The sequence below is a fragment of the Morococcus cerebrosus genome (assembly GCF_022749515.1).
Lineage (GTDB): Bacteria > Pseudomonadota > Gammaproteobacteria > Burkholderiales > Neisseriaceae > Neisseria > Neisseria cerebrosa.
On the sequence record NZ_CP094242.1, the window covers coordinates 1,334,623 to 1,351,510 of the forward strand.

16 protein-coding genes are annotated in these 16,888 nt (G+C 52.0%); 11 read left to right on the forward strand and 5 right to left on the reverse strand.

Features of this window, described 5'->3' with window-relative positions:
* Positions 1–25: 25 nt before the first annotated feature.
* Together pflA and recA are read left to right on the forward strand one after the other, a co-directional pair.
* Positions 26–838, forward strand: coding sequence for a pyruvate formate lyase 1-activating protein (pflA, locus tag MON37_RS06175; protein ID WP_039408493.1), 813 nt, complete (start codon positions 26–28; stop codon positions 836–838).
* Positions 839–1,072: 234 nt separating this feature from the next.
* Positions 1,073–2,119 (forward strand): recombinase RecA, encoded by a 1,047-nt coding sequence (gene recA / locus MON37_RS06180; RefSeq protein ID WP_009173410.1) that lies wholly within the window; start codon positions 1,073–1,075, stop codon positions 2,117–2,119.
* A 63-nt stretch (positions 2,120–2,182) separates the two neighbouring features.
* Here recA and MON37_RS06185 read toward each other — a convergent pair whose 3' ends face one another.
* Both MON37_RS06185 and MON37_RS06190 read right to left on the reverse strand, forming a co-directional pair.
* Entirely contained in the window at positions 2,183–3,148 is a 966-nt protein-coding gene (locus MON37_RS06185; protein ID WP_242883540.1) for an IS30 family transposase, read from the reverse strand.
* Between the two features lie 385 nt (positions 3,149–3,533).
* The gene (locus MON37_RS06190; protein WP_039406961.1) at positions 3,534–4,574 is read right to left on the reverse strand and encodes a Gfo/Idh/MocA family oxidoreductase; all 1,041 of its coding nucleotides are present in this window, start codon (positions 4,572–4,574) and stop codon (positions 3,534–3,536) included.
* Between the two features lie 118 nt (positions 4,575–4,692).
* Here MON37_RS06190 and rbfA point away from each other — a divergent pair, with 118 nt between their 5' ends.
* Together rbfA and truB are read left to right on the forward strand one after the other, a co-directional pair.
* Positions 4,693–5,064 carry a 30S ribosome-binding factor RbfA gene (rbfA, locus tag MON37_RS06195; protein ID WP_003685554.1) on the forward strand — a complete coding sequence of 124 codons (372 nt, stop codon included), beginning with the start codon at positions 4,693–4,695 and terminating at the stop codon, positions 5,062–5,064.
* Positions 5,065–5,172: 108 nt separating this feature from the next.
* On the forward strand, positions 5,173–6,087 hold the full coding sequence (truB, locus tag MON37_RS06200) for a tRNA pseudouridine(55) synthase TruB (protein ID WP_039406956.1): 915 nt from the start codon (positions 5,173–5,175) through the stop codon (positions 6,085–6,087).
* Positions 6,088–6,267: 180 nt separating this feature from the next.
* Here truB and MON37_RS06205 read toward each other — a convergent pair whose 3' ends face one another.
* On the reverse strand, positions 6,268–7,611 hold the full coding sequence (locus tag MON37_RS06205; protein WP_039406953.1) for a polynucleotide adenylyltransferase PcnB: 1,344 nt from the start codon (positions 7,609–7,611) through the stop codon (positions 6,268–6,270).
* Between the two features lie 148 nt (positions 7,612–7,759).
* On the opposite strand from MON37_RS06205, the gene MON37_RS06210 reads away from it, so the two are divergent.
* The 4 genes from MON37_RS06210 to yddG all read left to right on the forward strand — a co-directional run bounded on the left by MON37_RS06210 (position 7,760) and on the right by yddG (position 11,952).
* Positions 7,760–8,155 (forward strand): hypothetical protein, encoded by a 396-nt coding sequence (locus tag MON37_RS06210; RefSeq protein ID WP_039406950.1) that lies wholly within the window; start codon positions 7,760–7,762, stop codon positions 8,153–8,155.
* A 73-nt stretch (positions 8,156–8,228) separates the two neighbouring features.
* Positions 8,229–9,203 (forward strand): class 1 fructose-bisphosphatase, encoded by a 975-nt coding sequence (locus MON37_RS06215; RefSeq protein WP_039406947.1) that lies wholly within the window; start codon positions 8,229–8,231, stop codon positions 9,201–9,203.
* Positions 9,204–9,626: 423 nt separating this feature from the next.
* On the forward strand, positions 9,627–10,679 hold the full coding sequence (gene bioB, locus MON37_RS06220; RefSeq protein WP_039406944.1) for a biotin synthase BioB: 1,053 nt from the start codon (positions 9,627–9,629) through the stop codon (positions 10,677–10,679).
* 364 nt (positions 10,680–11,043) lie between these two features.
* Positions 11,044–11,952 carry an aromatic amino acid DMT transporter YddG gene (yddG, locus tag MON37_RS06225; protein ID WP_099048479.1) on the forward strand — a complete coding sequence of 303 codons (909 nt, stop codon included), beginning with the start codon at positions 11,044–11,046 and terminating at the stop codon, positions 11,950–11,952.
* A 168-nt stretch (positions 11,953–12,120) separates the two neighbouring features.
* Here yddG and MON37_RS06230 read toward each other — a convergent pair whose 3' ends face one another.
* Positions 12,121–13,164 carry a sulfate ABC transporter substrate-binding protein gene (locus MON37_RS06230; RefSeq protein WP_039406965.1) on the reverse strand — a complete coding sequence of 348 codons (1,044 nt, stop codon included), beginning with the start codon at positions 13,162–13,164 and terminating at the stop codon, positions 12,121–12,123.
* Between the two features lie 318 nt (positions 13,165–13,482).
* Positions 13,483–14,109 carry an NAD(P)H-hydrate epimerase gene (locus tag MON37_RS06235; protein WP_082013615.1) on the reverse strand — a complete coding sequence of 209 codons (627 nt, stop codon included), beginning with the start codon at positions 14,107–14,109 and terminating at the stop codon, positions 13,483–13,485.
* A 316-nt stretch (positions 14,110–14,425) separates the two neighbouring features.
* Between MON37_RS06235 and MON37_RS06240 the strand changes: the two genes are divergently transcribed.
* The 3 genes from MON37_RS06240 to MON37_RS06250 all read left to right on the forward strand — a co-directional run bounded on the left by MON37_RS06240 (position 14,426) and on the right by MON37_RS06250 (position 16,854).
* A complete protein-coding gene (locus MON37_RS06240; protein ID WP_003742387.1) occupies positions 14,426–14,692 on the forward strand; it encodes a FeoA family protein in 267 nt (88 codons plus the stop codon).
* 171 nt (positions 14,693–14,863) lie between these two features.
* Positions 14,864–16,726 (forward strand): ferrous iron transporter B, encoded by a 1,863-nt coding sequence (gene feoB, locus MON37_RS06245; protein ID WP_039406933.1) that lies wholly within the window; start codon positions 14,864–14,866, stop codon positions 16,724–16,726.
* Complete coding sequence (locus MON37_RS06250) at positions 16,726–16,854, forward strand: FeoB-associated Cys-rich membrane protein (protein ID WP_003683546.1); 129 nt, start codon at positions 16,726–16,728, stop codon at positions 16,852–16,854. The genes feoB and MON37_RS06250 overlap by 1 nt, the downstream gene beginning before the upstream one ends.
* The last annotated feature ends 34 nt before the right edge of the window (positions 16,855–16,888 follow it).

Genomic DNA, 16,888 nt, shown 5'->3' on the forward strand with positions numbered 1-16,888 from the left:
CCCAATATCCGGTACATCAGACACCATGCAGACATCCATCGCCATCAACCCCGAAACACCCGCCCCCGCCAAAGACCTCGGACACCGCCATTACAACGGCAAAGGCATCGTCCATTCTGTAGAATCCTGTGGCGCGGTGGACGGCCCTGGATTGCGTTACGTCCTCTTTCTGCAAGGCTGCCTCATGCGCTGCCTATACTGCCACAACCGCGACACATGGGACTTGCACACCGAACAGGCCCAGGAAATGACCGTACCCGAAGTCATGAAGCAAGTCATGTCCTACAGCCACTACCTGCGCGCCACAGGCGGCGGCGTTACCGCCACAGGCGGCGAACCGCTCCTGCAATACGAATTCGTACGCGACTGGTTCACCGCCTGCCGCGAACACGACATCCACACCTGCCTCGACAGCAACGGCTACGCCCTGCATTACGATTCCATCCTTGACGACCTGCTCGACCACACCAACCTCGTCATGCTCGATTTAAAACAAATCGACCCCGAAATCCACAAAGTCCTCGTCGGCATCCCCAATACCAAAACCCTCAAATTCGCCCACTACCTCGCCGAACGCAAACAGCCCGCCCGCGTCCGCTACGTCGTCGTGCCGGGCTATACCGATGACGACCGTTCCGCCCACCTGCTCGGCGAATTCATCGCAGACATGGACAACGTCGAAATGGTCGAACTCCTTCCTTATCACGAACTGGGCGCGCACAAATGGGCATTGTGCGGCGACACCTACAAACTCACCGGCGTACATCCGCCTCCCAAAGAAACCATTCTCAAAATCAAATCGATTTTGGAAAGCTACGGCAAAAATATTATTTATTGAGTTCAAATCCAAAAAGGTCGTCTGAAAATGAAATATTCGCTTTCAGACGACCTTTTAGCACTCTTAATACATCCAAACATACAACTCATAAATCATATAATTCAGATAGTTAACAACTAATTATCTAAAATATGAAATAAAACCGAAATAAAACTATACTTTTTCTTAATTTATGCGATAATAGCTAAACAAATTCTTAGCTACTTTGATAACATCCCTTACGAGAACAGCACCATGTCAGACGAAAAAAGCAAAGCCCTAGCCGCCGCCCTTGCCCAAATTGAAAAAAACTTCGGCAAAGGCTCCATCATGAAAATGGACGGTAGCCAGCAAGAAGAAAACCTTGACGTCATCTCCACCGGCTCGCTCGGCGTGGACTTGGCACTAGGCGTCGGCGGTCTGCCGCGCGGCCGTGTCGTGGAAATCTTCGGCCCCGAATCCTCCGGTAAAACCACGCTCTGTCTCGAAGCCATTGCCCAATGCCAGAAAAACGGCGGTATCTGCGCCTTTATTGACGCCGAACACGCCTTCGACCCGATTTACGCCCGCAAACTCGGCGTTAAAGTAGAAGAACTCTACCTCTCCCAACCCGACACCGGAGAACAGGCTTTGGAAATCTGCGACACGCTGGTACGTTCCGGCGGCGTGGACATGGTTGTCGTTGACTCCGTAGCGGCCCTCGTACCCAAAGCCGAAATCGAAGGCGAAATGGGCGACAGCCACGTTGGCCTGCAAGCCCGCCTAATGAGCCAAGCCCTGCGCAAACTGACCGGCCACATCAAACGTACCAACACACTGGTCGTCTTCATCAACCAAATCCGTATGAAAATCGGCGTGATGTTCGGCAGCCCCGAAACCACCACCGGCGGTAACGCCCTCAAATTCTACGCTTCCGTCCGCCTCGACATCCGCCGCACAGGACAAATCAAAAAAGGCGACGACGTTATCGGCAACGAAACCAAAGTCAAAGTCATCAAAAACAAAGTCGCCCCTCCGTTCCGCCAAGCCGAATTCGATATCCTGTACGGCGAAGGCGTAAGCTGGGAAGGCGAACTGATCGACCTTGGCGTCAAATATGACATCGTTGAAAAATCAGGCGCATGGTACAGCTACAACGGCGCCAAAATCGGACAAGGTAAAGACAACGTCCGCGTATGGCTGAAAGAAAACCCCGAAATCGCCAACGAAATCGACGCCAAAATCCGTGCCGCCGTGGGCATCAACGTTGATATTACCGAAGGCAAACTGGACGATACCGACGGAGAACGTCCGGAAGAATAAGCTTCTGTTTGACTTCCAATTAAAAATATATAAGGTCCTTGGATTCGGATTTCAAGTGCAACACTAGGGTACCAGTGGTTGGAACAGATTTAAGAATAAAACACTTGGCGTTTCGTAGCCAAGTGTTTTTCTCGGCCGGTGGTTCAACTCATCTTGAACCCTGCGTATCTCCCGATCGCTGATGTTTCGGAAATCGGTTTGTTTGGGGAAATATTGCCGGATGAGTCCATTGGTGTTCTCATTCAGCCCTTTCTCCCAAGAATGGTAAGGGCGGCAAAAATAGGTTTTCGCCTTCAATGCTTTGGCTATTTTGGTGTGTTGGTAGAACTCTTTGCCGTTATCCATGGTGATGGTGTGGACTCTGGCTTTATATGCCTTTAATACCCTAATGGCCGCCCGGGCAGTGTCTTCGGCTTTTAAGTTCTTTAATTTGCAGATGATGGTGTAGCGGGTAGTGCGTTCGACCAAGGTCAATAACGCGCTTTTCTGATTTTTGCCGACGATGGTGTCGGCCTCCCAATCGCCGATGCGGGTTTTCTGGTCGACGATAGCAGGTCGGTTCTCTATGCCGACGCGGTTGGGCACTTTGCCTCTGGTCCATGTGCTGCCGTAGCGTTTGCGGTAGGGTTTGCTGCATATTCTGAGATGTTGCCACAAAGTGCCGCCGTTGCTTTTGTCTTGGCGAAGGTAGCGGTAAACGGTGCTGTGATGGAGTGTGATCCCGTGGTGTTTATGCAGGTAGGCACATACTTGTTCGGGACTGAGTTTGCGGCGGATAAGGGTGTCGATGTGTTGAACCAGCTGCGAATCGAGCTTATAGGGTTTTCGCCGGTGCTGTTTGGTCAGCCGGCTTTGCTTCTGTGCTTTTTCGGCGCTGTATTGCTGCCCTTGGATGCAGTGCCGCTTGATTTCGCGGCTGATGGTGCTTTTGTGGCGGTTGAGCTGTTTGGCGATTTCGGCGATGGTGCAGTGGCGGGACAGGTATTGGATATGGTATCGTTCGTCTTGGGTCAGTTGTGTGTAGCTCATGGCAATCTTTCTTGCAGGAAAGGCCGTATGCTACCGCATACTGGCCTTTTTCTGTTATGGAAAGTTGCACTTCAAATGCGAATCCGCCGTCGTCTGAAAACAAATATAGCGTGTTCCGCTAAAAAGTTTTCGGGCGACCTTTCTGCACTCAACAGAAACATAGCTTTAAAATGATAGAAATGCCTACATCGTCACTCCTAAAGGAAGGAATCTAGAAATTAGAAATTACGGCAATTTTTAAATGTTACTGAAACAAACATCCAAGGTCTGGATTTCTGCCATGCCCCTCCCTCACGCGGGTGCAGCAGACAATGACGACTTTGAGATTCATCTACTGTAATTTTAAAAATTTCAGAAATCCTGCTCCCTGTAACTTTTAATCTCCCTACACCTTCACCCTACATCCTGATTTCGCGCTTTCATATACTTTTTCCAGCAACCACAGCACCTCCGCCACTTGGCGCGGCTGCACCGCTGCGGGAGATTTGCCTTGCAGCGCGTCATAAAGGTTTTCATAAAACGCCGCATAATTGCCGCTGACGCTTTCGATTGTTTTGCGGACGACCACCCCGTCGATTTCTGTATGCAGGATGCCCCATTCGTCTTCCGGCTCACGGTTCCACGCTCCGACGGGTTGCGCGCCGCCGAGCAGCAGGGCTTCTTGGTTGTCGGCGTTTTGTTTGACGTATGACCCGCGTTTGCCGTGCAAGGTCATGAACGGCAAAGGTTCGCGGGCATATTTGCTTGCAGTCAGGGCGACTTTTTTGCCGTCGGCGTAATAGAGCGCGATATAGAAATTGTCGTCGCTGACTGCTCCTTCATGCTGATAGCGCACGTCGGCATAAAGCTCGTCGGGCATCCCGAAAACATCGACCGCCATATCCATGAGGTGCGAACCCAAATCGTACACCAGCCCCACGCCCGCCTCGCCGGTTTCCTTCCAGCGTTTTTTGTTCAATGCAGCCGCATAACGCTCGAAACGGAACTCTGCATCCACAATTTCGCCCAAAAGGTCGTCTGAAAGCAGTTTTTTGGCGGTCAGCGGCGCGCTGTCCCAGCGGCGGTTTTGGTAAACGGTCAGCAATACGCCCTGCCGCTCGGCAAGTTCCGCCAGTTCCAAGGCTTGCGCCGCCGTGGCGCACAACGGTTTTTCCACCACCACATTTTTACCTGCACGCAAAGCCTGAGCGGCAAAATCGAAATGCGTTTGGTTCGGCGTGGTAATGACCACCAAATCCACATCGTCGGTAAGCAACTCCACAAACGAACGCACGGTCTGCGCCTGCGGCAGGACTTCCTGCGCCCTATTGCCGCTGCGTTCAAACACGCGCACGACTTCAAACCGCGCATCCGCACGCCAAAACGGCAGATGAAACACCTGCGCCGACATGCCGAACCCCGCCAATCCGATTTTGATTTTCTGCATAGCCAAACTCCTTTTCAGACGACCTCAAATTGCCGTATATCCGTTATAATACCGCATTTATTTCACACAGGCCGTCTGAAAACAAAGTTGAAACGGCCGCCGCCGTTTAAGGAAAACCATGAGAAAACCGCAACGCGGCTATGCCCGCCAAGACCGTGTCAAAGAACAAATCATGCGCGAACTGGCCGAGCTGGTCCGCACCGGCCTGAAAGACCCGCGCGCAGGCTTCATCACCATCAACGAAGTCGAAGTCACCCGCGATTACAGCCACGCCACCGTGTTCTACACCGTCCTCGACGACAGCACCCGTGACATCACCGAAGAAGCCTTGGAACACGCCAAAGGCCACTTGCGCAGCGAATTGGCGAAACGCATCAAACTCTTCAAAACGCCCGAACTGCACTTCAAATACGACGAATCGCTCGAACGCGGCATGAGCATTTCCAGCCTCATCGACCAAGTAGCGGCGGAAAAGCCGGTGGAAGATTAAAGGTAAAGGTCGTCTGAAAACGCCGCAGCAAAACCGCGAATCTGTTTTCAGACGACCTTTTGCAATCTTTCCCACCCACACAACTGCCACTTACCCTTCCCCACCATCATGACCGCCAAACCCGCCAAACGCCCCGTCAACGGCGTCCTCCTGCTCGACAAGCCCGAAGGACTTTCCAGCAATACCGCCCTGCAAAAAGCCCGCCGTCTCTACAACGCCGAGAAAGCGGGGCATACCGGCGTACTCGATCCTTTGGCGACCGGACTTTTGCCCGTCTGCTTCGGCGAAGCGACCAAGTTCGCCCAATACTTGCTGGATGCCGACAAAGCCTACACCGCCACGCTGAAACTTGGCGAAGCCAGCAGCACGGGGGACGCCGAAGGCGAAATCATCGCCACCGCCCGCGCTGATATTTCCTTAGCCGAATTTCAGACGGCATGCCAAGCCCTGACAGGCAACATCCGCCAAGTGCCGCCGATGTTTTCTGCCCTCAAATACGAAGGCAAACCGCTGTACGAATACGCCCGCAAAGGCATCGTTATCGAACGCAAACCGCGCGACATCACCATTTACGCCATTGATATTACCGAGTTTGACGCGCCCAAAGCCGTCATCGACGTACGTTGCAGCAAAGGCACCTACATCCGCACCCTCAGCGAAGACATAGCCAAACACATCGGCACGTTCGCCCACCTGACCGCCCTGCGCCGCACCGAAACCGCCGGTTTCTCCATCCGCGAAAGCCACACGCTCGAAGCCTTGGCAGAATTAAACGAAACCGAACGCGACGCCCTGCTCCTGCCCTGCGACGTTTTAGTGCGGCACTTTCCCAAAATCGAACTGAACGACCGTGCCGTAACCATGCTCAAATGCGGCCAACGCCCGCAGTTTACCGAGGACATCTCCGCCAATCAGCCCATCCGCGTTTACGACAAGAGCGGAATATTTATCGGCTTGGTGGAATACCAAAAAGAAATCGGCCGCCTCAAAGCCCTGCGGCTGATGAACACGGCGAAAGACTGAATGGTTTGATAATTAAATTAAAATATAGGAAAGGTCGTCTGAAATACAGTTTTTCAGACGACCTTTCCAGTTGAATTTCTTAAAATATTGGCAGATTTGAAACAACCGTTCTAACCCCATGAAAAAAGTCGTCTGAAAACCTGTCATACCCGTTTTCAGACGACTTTTCGACTATTATCTCTATTGCCCTTGTTCCGTTTTCTTTTTGCGCGGACGGCGGCGGCGTTTCTTTTTCACACCTTCATTGCCCTGCGCACGAGCATGGTTTGTCGTCATTTCGTTGCGCAAACCCTCATCGGCATGCTGGAAACTGTTCCACCATTCGACCGTTTGGCGGTCAATCTCGCCCACTTCGCCGCGCAACACCAGAAAGTCGTAAGCAGCCCGGAAACGCTGCTGCGCGAGCAGGCGGTGCGGACGGGCGCCGCGCATCTGTTCGAATTGGGGTTGGAACTGCCAAATTTCCCGCATGGTCGCGGCAAAACGCTGCGGCACGCCCCAACCTTTTTCAACATCGCTCCGCAGGGATTCGATAGCGTCTGTCAGAGCAGGCGCAGGCTTTTGCCCCTGTGCCAGATTCCGTTGCCAGCGTCGGTTGACATCCGGCCACAATACGGCAGCCAAGACGAAGCCGACTGAAACCGATTTGTCCTGACGCAGCCGCTCGTCAGTGTTTTTCAGTGCAAGCGAAATAATGCGGTTTTCAGGCTTTTCCGCCGATTTTAACGCAGTCAAAAGCGGATGGATGTCGTCTGAAACACCCAAGCTGTTAAGTTTTTTCAAACATTCCCGCGCATGGCCGGAAAACAGCAGCTTCATGATTTCGTCAAACAGGCGGGCGACAGGTTCGTGTTTCAGATGACCAGCATACTCCGGAATCGGAGCGGCAGTGGATTCTTCCACCGAAAAGCCAAGTTTGCCCGACAAGCGTACGGCGCGCAGGATACGGACAGGATCTTCACGATACCGCTCCGCAGCATCGCCTATCATAACCAGGCTTCTGGCGGCTATATCGTTGACGCCGTTATGGAAATCCAAAATTTCTTCGCGTATCGGATCGTAATACAACGCATTGCAGGTAAAGTCTCGGCGCATCGCATCTTCTTCTATGCTGCCATAAGTGTTGTCTTTCATAATCCTGCCGTGCGCGTTTTGCTGCACCTTGCCGCCGCCGCGGAATGTCGTTACTTCTATGGTTTCCGGACCTGTCATGACATGGACGATTTGAAAACGTCTGCCGATGATGCGGCTGCGGCGAAAAATTTTTCTCACCTGCTCCGGCGTAGCATCGGTGGCGACATCGAAGTCTTTAGGCTCTACACCCAACAGCATATCCCTGACCGCCCCACCTACGATATAGGCTTTGAATCCTTCCTCTTGCAAACGTTTGACGGTTTTTTCCGCTGCAAAACTGATCATATCCGCGCTGATACGGTATTCTTCAGCGGGGATGATTTCTTTGCGAACCTCGGTTTGCCTGCTCTGTCTGCCGGACAAAACTTTGTTCAGCCATTTTTTCAACATATTCCTGATACTCTTTCTTGTTATCCTTCTGCCTGCAAACGGAAGCCACCGATGCGGGCGGGGCGTCATTATACCTTAAGTTGCGCTAACCTACGTCGTCTGAAGCCTTGCCGCCTCCGGCTGGCAGGCGCAGCAGTTTTAAATTACAATGAACCAAACTTATCCTTCCTGTCCGATGATGAAAAAAACCAACGTATTATCCTTATTCCTCGCCCTTGCTGCGACCGCCTGTTCAGACGGGTCTTCCGACAGTGTTACCGACAAATTCAAAAGCGAATTCCGCAAAGGTTTTGTCGAAGGCGCAACAGAGCAATGCGTCGCCAAAGTACCGAAAACAAGCCTGCTTTCGGAAGAAACCGTACTTCAAGTCTGCACCTGCACTGCCGAAAAGATGGCAGACCGCATTTCGGTGGAAGATATGTCTGCCATCCTGTCGGGCAATATCAGTGAAAACGTTAAAGAACAAATCAAACAGAGCACCACGGACTGTTTGAAAGAAACTGTCGGTTTGGACGGCAAGCGCGCCGCTTCGGACAGCAAATAAGCCCCCCTTCTTCAAACCTCGTCTGAACCTTCTTCGGACGTTTTTCAAAATCATTCAAGAAATCGAGTTTGACATGACCACATTCGCGCAATTCCTTCCGGAACATTTACAGCAAAACGCCCTGCCCGAACAATTAGGCAGCGTATTGGAATCCGTCATCTCCGCCTGCAGCGAAATCAGCGGAAAAGTCCGCCTGGGCGCGCTTTCAGGCGTTTTGGGCATGGCAGGTACGGGCAACATCCAAGGTGAAGACCAAAAAAAACTCGACGTTATCGCCAACGATATTCTCATCCGTATCTTAAAAGACAATCCGTCTGTTGCCGGTTTGGCAAGCGAAGAGGAAGACACTTTTGTCGCCGCCCATCCTGACGGACGCTATTTGGTTTTGTTCGACCCGCTGGACGGCTCGTCCAACATTGATGTCAACATCTCCGTCGGCACAATTTTTTCCATTTTGGAGAAACCCGAAGGCGATTTGGAAACGGCGTCATTTTTGCAGAAAGGCCGAGACCAAGTTGCCGCAGGTTATGTTTTATACGGCCCGCAAACCCAACTGGTCTTGACCGTCGGACACGGCGTTTCCGTCTTTACTTTGGATGAGGACGGCAATTTTGTGATGACCAAAGAAAATCCGCGCGTTCCCGAAACCACCAAAGAATTTGCCATCAATATGTCCAACCGCCGCCATTGGCTGCCGCCCGTCCAACGTTATATCGACGAATTGCTGGCAGGTGAAACCGACAGTCGCGGTAAAAACTACAATATGCGCTGGGTTGCCAGCATGGTTGCCGAAATCCACCGCATCCTGATGCGCGGCGGCGTGTTCATGTATCCTCAAGACAAACGCGACCTCTCCAAACCGGGCAAACTGCGTCTGATGTACGAAGCCAACCCGATGAGCCTGATTTTGGAACAGGCAGGCGGAGCGGCTTTCGACGGACAAATCGACATGCTGGATGTCAAGCCGGTCGGATTGCACCAACGCGTCGCCGTCTTCATGGGCAGCAAAGAAGAAGTGGACTATATCCGCAAACTTCATCAAGCCTGACAGGTGTAAAAATTAAATGTAAAAAGGTCGTCTGAAATTACCGTGTATGTTTCAGACGACCTTTTCCCAATATTCTGAAAATTGGAATGACCAGATAAAAAAATACCTCCTTACCTTGCTTCCGATTATCCATGCTTTATGTGAATTCCGCTGTGGATATATCAAATTAATAATTGATATAAAAGAAGAAAATATAATTGATTAAAAAACAGGCAGATAAAATTCCCAAAAAATAAGCAGAATTTGTCAAGCCTTTGCTGACCGCCGACTAGAATTTTTTTGCCCCCGTTTTTCAAACGCGTTACACTTCCCTCCTCGTCTGTTTTCAGACGACGTTTCACTCCAACCGTGCCGCTGCCGTCATTGCGCCGGCAGTCAGGCAGTCAGCGTCATTGCGCCGCTGTAAATACGAAAGAACACACTATGACCATCTCTCCCGTCGCCTTGCGCCGTAAGACCGAGCGCAAGCCGCATCCGACCGCGCGCTATTGGAAAAAATGCGATGTCGAAGCCCTGTTCGGACTTCCCTTCCTCGACCTCGTTTACCAAGCCGCCGAAATCCACCGCCAAAATTTCAACCCGCGCGAAATCCAGCTTTCCACCCTGTTGTCCATCAAAACCGGCGGCTGCCCCGAAGACTGCGCCTACTGCCCGCAATCGGCGCACCACAACACCAATCTGGGCAAAGAGCAGATGATGGATGTGGACGAAATCGTCGAAAAAGCCAAAATCGCCAAATCGCGCGGCGCAAGCCGTTTCTGCATGGGCGCGGCATGGCGCGGCCCCAAACCGAAAGACGTGGAGACGGTTTCCGCAATCATCAAAGCCGTGAAGGGTTTGGGCATGGAAACCTGCGGCACCTTTGGTATGCTCGAAGACGGTATGGCGGAAGACTTCAAAAAAGCAGGTTTGGATTACTACAACCACAACCTCGATACCGACCCCGACCGCTACAACGACATCATCCATACCCGCAAACACGAAGACCGCATGGACACCTTGGGCAAAGTTCGCAACGCCGGTTTGAAAGTCTGCTGCGGCGGCATCGTCGGCATGAACGAGACCCGCGCCGAGCGTGCCGGACTGATTGCCAGCCTCGCCAACCTCGACCCGCAGCCCGAAAGCGTACCGATTAACCAGTTGGTTAAAGTGGAAGGCACGCCGCTGGCCGATGCCGAAGATTTGGATTGGACGGAGTTCGTCCGTACCATCGCCGTGGCGCGGATTACCATGCCGCACAGCTATGTCCGCCTTTCCGCCGGACGCTCGAGTATGCCCGAATCCATGCAGGCAATGTGTTTCATGGCGGGTGCGAACTCGATTTTCTACGGCGACAAGCTCTTAACCACCGAAAACCCCGACGAAGACGGCGACCGCCTGCTGATGGAAAAGCTGGATTTGTATCCGCTGCGGTTTGAGTTGGAAGAAGAATACGAAGCGGCGCAGGAAACGCCCAAGATTAAGGTCGATTATTAATCCTTCCACAAAAACACAAGGTCGCCTGAAAACGGGTATCAACGTTTCATTTCGTTGAAACAGATTTTCAGACGACCTTTTTTGTAGAGATGAAAATAAGATTCAAGCATTATGCCACCTTGTTTGCCTCCCATCTATTCCATTATAATTCGCCCTTGAAAAAACCTTCGTTTTTCTGTGGAATCGCTCTCTAAAAAGAGCAAGTTTTTCCTAGATTCCCGCAAAACGATACAAAGGTCGTCTGAAAGCGTCATTCAATGAAGCGATGTTTTCAGACGGCCTTTTTGAACACGCAGACAGGCAGATTCAAACAAAAACATTACCGTCTCTCGCCATTTCATCCGCACTTCCAATACACCGCATCATGTTCCGTCTTACCGCCTATCCCATCTCCCCGAAACAGGCCACCTTCATCGGCCTTTTCGCCGTCTGTTTTTGGAGTTCCGTTATCGGGTTAATCCGTACCTTGAGCCTGCACATGGGGGCGGTAGGCGGCGCAGCAGTCATGTACAGCCTTGCCACGATATTGCTGCTGCTGATTTTCGGCAAACCCGATTTGCGCCGCTTCAGCCGGAATTACCTTTTTTGGGCAGGTATCTTTTTTGTCGGCTGCGAATTGTGCCTGTCCCTTTCCATCGGATATGCGGACAACGCCAGACAAACCGTCGAAATCGGCATGGTCAATTATTTATGGCCGACTTTTACCATCATCGGCGCTGTCTGGTTTAACAAACAGCCGGCAAAATGGTGGATCGCCATAGGCTTTGCACTATCCTTCATCGGCATTGCCATTGTCTTGGGCGGGGAAGGCGGATTGTCCCCAGCCCATATTTACCGCAATGTCCTCGCCAATCCCGCAGGCTATATCATGGCGCTCTTGGACGCGCTGTTTTGGGCGGCATATTGCACACTGACCGCGCGGGTTAAGGCGCAGGGTAATGCCGTCGGCTTTTTCTTTTTCCTCGTTTCCTGCGTTCTGTGGGCAAAATATTTTGCAGGCAGCTACGGCAGCCTCAATTTCGATACCGAATCAGTCTTATATGCGCTTGCTGCCGCATCCTGTATGGGTTTGGGCTATGCAGTGTGGAACATCGGCATCTCGCGCGGCAACATGACCGTTTTGGCAGGAGCATCTTATTTTATCCCCGTTTTCTCCGCCCTGATTTCATCCTTCCTGCTCGACGCACCGCTTCCTACGGAATTTTGGCAAGGTGCGGCGATGGTATGCATCGGATCGGCCGTATGCTGGTTGGCAACACAAAAGAAAGCATGACCGCACCTCTAAATCATAGAAATAAGATTTTCGGTTGAAACATATACCGATAAAAGCGTAACCGCCCCCGACCGTATCACATCTCAACACAACGTCGTCTGAAAACCGACATGGCAGGTTTTGCTCAAGCCGGTTTTCAGACGACGTTTTTCTTATCAAATTACAAACTTATCTTTTGGGCGACAGTTTATCGACCAGACCTCCGTCAGCGAAGAATTTTTTCATGATTTCATCCCATGTACCGAATTTTTCGTTGGGGCTGAAGGTTTCGATTTCGGGGAAATCTGCTTTGTGCGCGGCGAAGACTTCGGCATTGCGCGGACGCAGGTAAAGTTTGGCGGCAAGCTCCTGCGCGGGTTTGCTCCATAGATATTCCAAATATTCCTTAGCGGCTTCCTGCGTACCTTTCTTGTCGGCAACGCTGTCCACGACGGCAACAGGGGTTTCAGACAGAATGGTATAGCTCGGATAAACGATTTCAAACTGATCTTGGGTCAGTTTTTTACTGACGTGATTCGCCTCGTTTTCAAAGGTAACCAAAACGTCGCCGATATTGCGCTGACTGAATGTTGTCGTGGCGGCACGTCCGCCGTTTTCAAACACAGGCGTATTTTTCAGGACGGAAGCGGCAAATTCCTGCGCTTTGGCCTCATCGCCGTTGTTTGCTTTCAATCCGTAAGCATATGCGCCAAGGAAAGCATAGCGGCCATTGCCGGAAGTTTTCGGGTTGGCGAGTACGATTTTGACACCGTCTTTCGCTAAGTCGTTCCAGTCTTTGATTTGTTTGGGATTGCCTTTGCGGACAAGGAAAACGGTTACGCTGGTATAGGGAACGGCATTATCCGGCAGACGTTTTGCCCAATCGGGTTTAATCAGCCCTTTTTGAGCCAACAAATCGATGTCGGAAGTCTGGTTCATGGTAACGACATCCGCCGCCAGGCCGTTGGCAACAGACAATGCCTGCTTGCTGGAACCGCCGTGCGACTGTTGAATGTCTATGTCTGCGCCCTTGTGTTTGCTTTGATATTCTTTGACAAACAAAGGGTTGTATTCCTTATAAAAATCTCGTGCCACATCATAAGAAACATTCAACAGTTTGACACCTTTGCCGTCTGCCGCAGGAGAAGACGGTGAAGCGGTGTTTTGTTCAGATTGCGGCGAGCATGCCGCTAAAACGGCGGCGGCGAAAAGGGCGGTTGTGCGGACAGTCATTTTGTTCTCCAAATATTTGACAGGCACACTTTATACCGACGTTTCAGACGACGGAAATAATGTTTGCTTTCGGGTTTAGCGATTTTGGTTATAAACCCCAAACTTCGGCCAATGCCCGATGATTTCATATCGATTGGGAATTTAAAGCGCTCGGAAGTTTTTCTGCACGATATACTTTCTGATCGTATCGGCTTCTTCCATATTGCAGGACTTTATTCTATATCCAATCTCAAAAACAACGTCGTCTGAAAACAGGCAGAGCAGACTTTGCTAAAGCCATATTTTCAGACGACGTTTTTATCTAAACCCAGAAGAGGGCTACTCTATCCCAATATCCAAACACACGGTTTCGCCGCAATATGCTTTGCCTGCGTCGATCATATGCGCGGGCTTGTAGGCGGCGAAGGCGTAAGTTAGGTCGGCGCGGAAGGTGTCTTTGTCTGCTTCGCCGGTGTCGCAGTTCAGCCCGGTCGGGATGTCTAACGCGATTTTGAAGCCGTCGGCTTGATTCAGCAGGCGGCAGACGGCGGCGGCTGTTTCGGGCAATGCTCCGCTGAAACCTGTTCCGAAAATGCCTTCGATAACGAGGTCGTAACCTGTTTTCAGCCGGCCTTCCAGTTCATCGGGGCGGATAAAGCTGACGCCGTCCGAATGATTCAAACGCTCGCGGTTCAACTGCGCCAGCGGCGACAGTTTGTCTCCCAAGACGAAAACGACATCTACCTGCCAATCCTGTTCGGACAACACGCGCGCGATGACCAAACCGTCGCCGCCGTTGTTGCCCTTGCCGCAAACGATTAACGCGCTCCCTGCTTTGGGGAAACGGCGCAGCAAATCTGCCGCGGCGGCTTGTCCCGCGTTTTCCATCAGTTGCTCGAAAATCGTGCCTTTATCGACTGCCATTTGCTCGTGTTCGCGCATTTCTGCGGCGGTGTAGATTTTCATCATTCGCTCCTTTTCTCTTTACGCCTATCAAACATCCAAATGCAAACCTTATCAATAGCCCTGCCCGACTTTCCCGTCAAATCATTCGCTTTTTTTGATTTGCCGCAAGAGGTCGTCTGAAAATCAGGAACTTGGTGGCTTTGTATTTGATTTTTATGTTAACAAGATTTATTATCAAAATAAAACAAAGTGATAAACAATCAAAACTACTTCTTTTGCGGGAACGGGCGTTGGAACATGCCTCGGCCTACCCTGTGTCAAATTCGTCTTTACTTGCCGTCTCTTTTTTCAATCGACAACGAAAGTAAAACACCCTATGTCTGCCATACCTTTGTCAAAACTCAGTAAAGGCGCAGTCGCGCACATCGACTCCATCGTCCCCAATTCGACTTTCGGCGAACTCGACCCGCTGGTTACACGCCGCCTTGCCGACTTGGGCTTTTCAAGTGGAATGCCGTTGCAAGTGATTGCCGTCGGCGGATTCGGACGCGGCCCGTTTGCCGTACGTTTGGGCAACCAGTCGCAATTCTCGTTACGGCAGGAAGAGGCGGGAAAAATTATGTGCCATGTGATTGACGGCTGACCGCCGTACACGCAGGCAGGCTTCTATTTTGAAAATGCGGCATAGGCGGATTTAATCTGACCGCCCCATCCTTTTCAGACGACCTAGGTCGTCTGAAAACACAATTTCAAAACCTTTCCCCCAAATCCCACTCCAAACTTATCAAACAATCAAAAAAGGAGAGTTCAATTCATGGAACTAAGCTATTTTGCCTTGATTGGCGCGCCAAACTGCGGCAAAACCGTTTTATTCAACGGTTTGACCGGCGCACATGCCAAGGTTGCCAATTATCCGGGCGTAACGGTCGATAAGCGCGAGGGTGCCTTCCTCGACGATGCGGCCGTCCGCATTATCGACCTGCCGGGCACATACAGCTTACGCACGACCAGCCCCGACGAAGCGGTGGCGAAAGATGTCGCCGTAGGCAAGCTGGGCATTCCGCCCGACGCCATCATCGCCGTTGCCGACGCGACCAACCTGCGTATGACCCTGCGCATGATTTTGGAACTGAAAACGCTGGGACTGCCTATGGTGGTGTCGCTGAACATGAGCGACGTTGCCCGCAGAAGGGGTTTGAATATTGATGCCGCCAAACTGAGCGAGTTGTTGGATGCACCTGTTTTGGAAACAGTCGCAGTGAGCGCGTCGGGCGTACAGGCGGTACGCGAAGCCGTGGCGAAGCTGCCGCGCAAACGCTCTTTCCCCGCCAACCCCGCTTCTGCCGAACGCACGCTCGAGGCGCTGGAGAGCGACAAACTTTATCAAGAAGTCGAATCGATTTTGGCACAAGTGGTACGCACCCAGATGACGCTGCCCGCATGGCACAAAAAACTCGACGACATCGTGCTGCACCCCGTCTGGGGCATAATTATGCTGCTGGTCATCCTGTTTATGGTGTTCCAAGCGGTTTACACATGGGCGGCGCCGATTATGGACGCCATCGAAGGCGGCTTTACCGCGCTGGGCGAATGGATAGGCGCCAACATGGAGCCGGGCATCCTCAGCGACTTGCTCGTCAACGGCGTCATTGCCGGTATGGGCAGCGTGTTGGTGTTCGTGCCGCAGATTACGATTTTGTTCGCCTTCATCCTGCTTTTGGAAGACTCAGGCTACCTGCCGCGTGCGGCTTTCCTGCTGGATAACGTGATGGCGAAAAGCGGCCTGTCCGGACGCTCATTCATCCCGCTCCTGTCGAGTTTCGCCTGTGCCGTTCCCGCCGTTATGTCGGCGCGTACGATTAATGACCCGCGCGAACGCCTCGTTACCATCGCCGTCGCCCCGCTGCTGACCTGCTCCGCGCGGCTGCCCGTTTACGCGCTGATTATCGCCGCCGTCATTCCTAATCGCACCGTAGGCGGGATTTTCAACCTGCAAGGACTGACGCTGTTCATCCTCTATCTCGCAGGCATCCTGTCTGCCGCCTTGGCAGCGTATATCATGAAACGCTTGGCGCGTATGAAAGGCAACGTGCAGCAATTCCCGCTCTTGATGGAGCTGCCGACTTTCCGCACGCCCAACTTCAAACACATCATGACCAGCCTGTGGGACAGGGTAAAAGCCTTCCTCAAACGCGCCGGTACGATTATCTTCGCCCTTGCCGTAGTTTTGTGGGGCTTGGTAAGCTGGCCGCAACCGCCCGCAGGTGCAACAGGCGCGGCAATCGACTACAGCTTGGCGGGTATGCTCGGCCACGCTATCCAACCATTGTTCGCCCCGCTGGGCTTCACTTGGGAAATGTGTATCGCCATGATTCCAGGCATTGCCGCGCGTGAAGTCGTTGTTGCCGCACTGGGTACGGTCTATGCCGTCAGCGCGTCGTCTGAAGACGCCGTACAAAACGCGCTGATTCCGATCATACACAACAACTGGGGCCTGCCGACCGCCTTCGCCTTCCTGGCATGGTATGTGTATGCCCCCATGTGCGCCGCGACATTGGCTGTGATTAAACGCGAAACCAAATCCACAAAAAATATGGTGATGATTACCGGCTATCTGTTCCTGATGGCTTACTTTGCCGCATTTGTGGTTTACCAAATTACTTCAAGGATACTGTGATGACTCAATATATTATCGTCGGCTTGATTATGCTCGCCTGCGTATTCTTCCTCTTGCGAAAATTCGTATTCAAACCGAAAAAACGCGATTGCAGCAGCGGCTGCGGCAAATGCGGCGGTTGCGGCTGAGTATGGATAGCTAGGAAGCAGAAAGGTCCTTGGA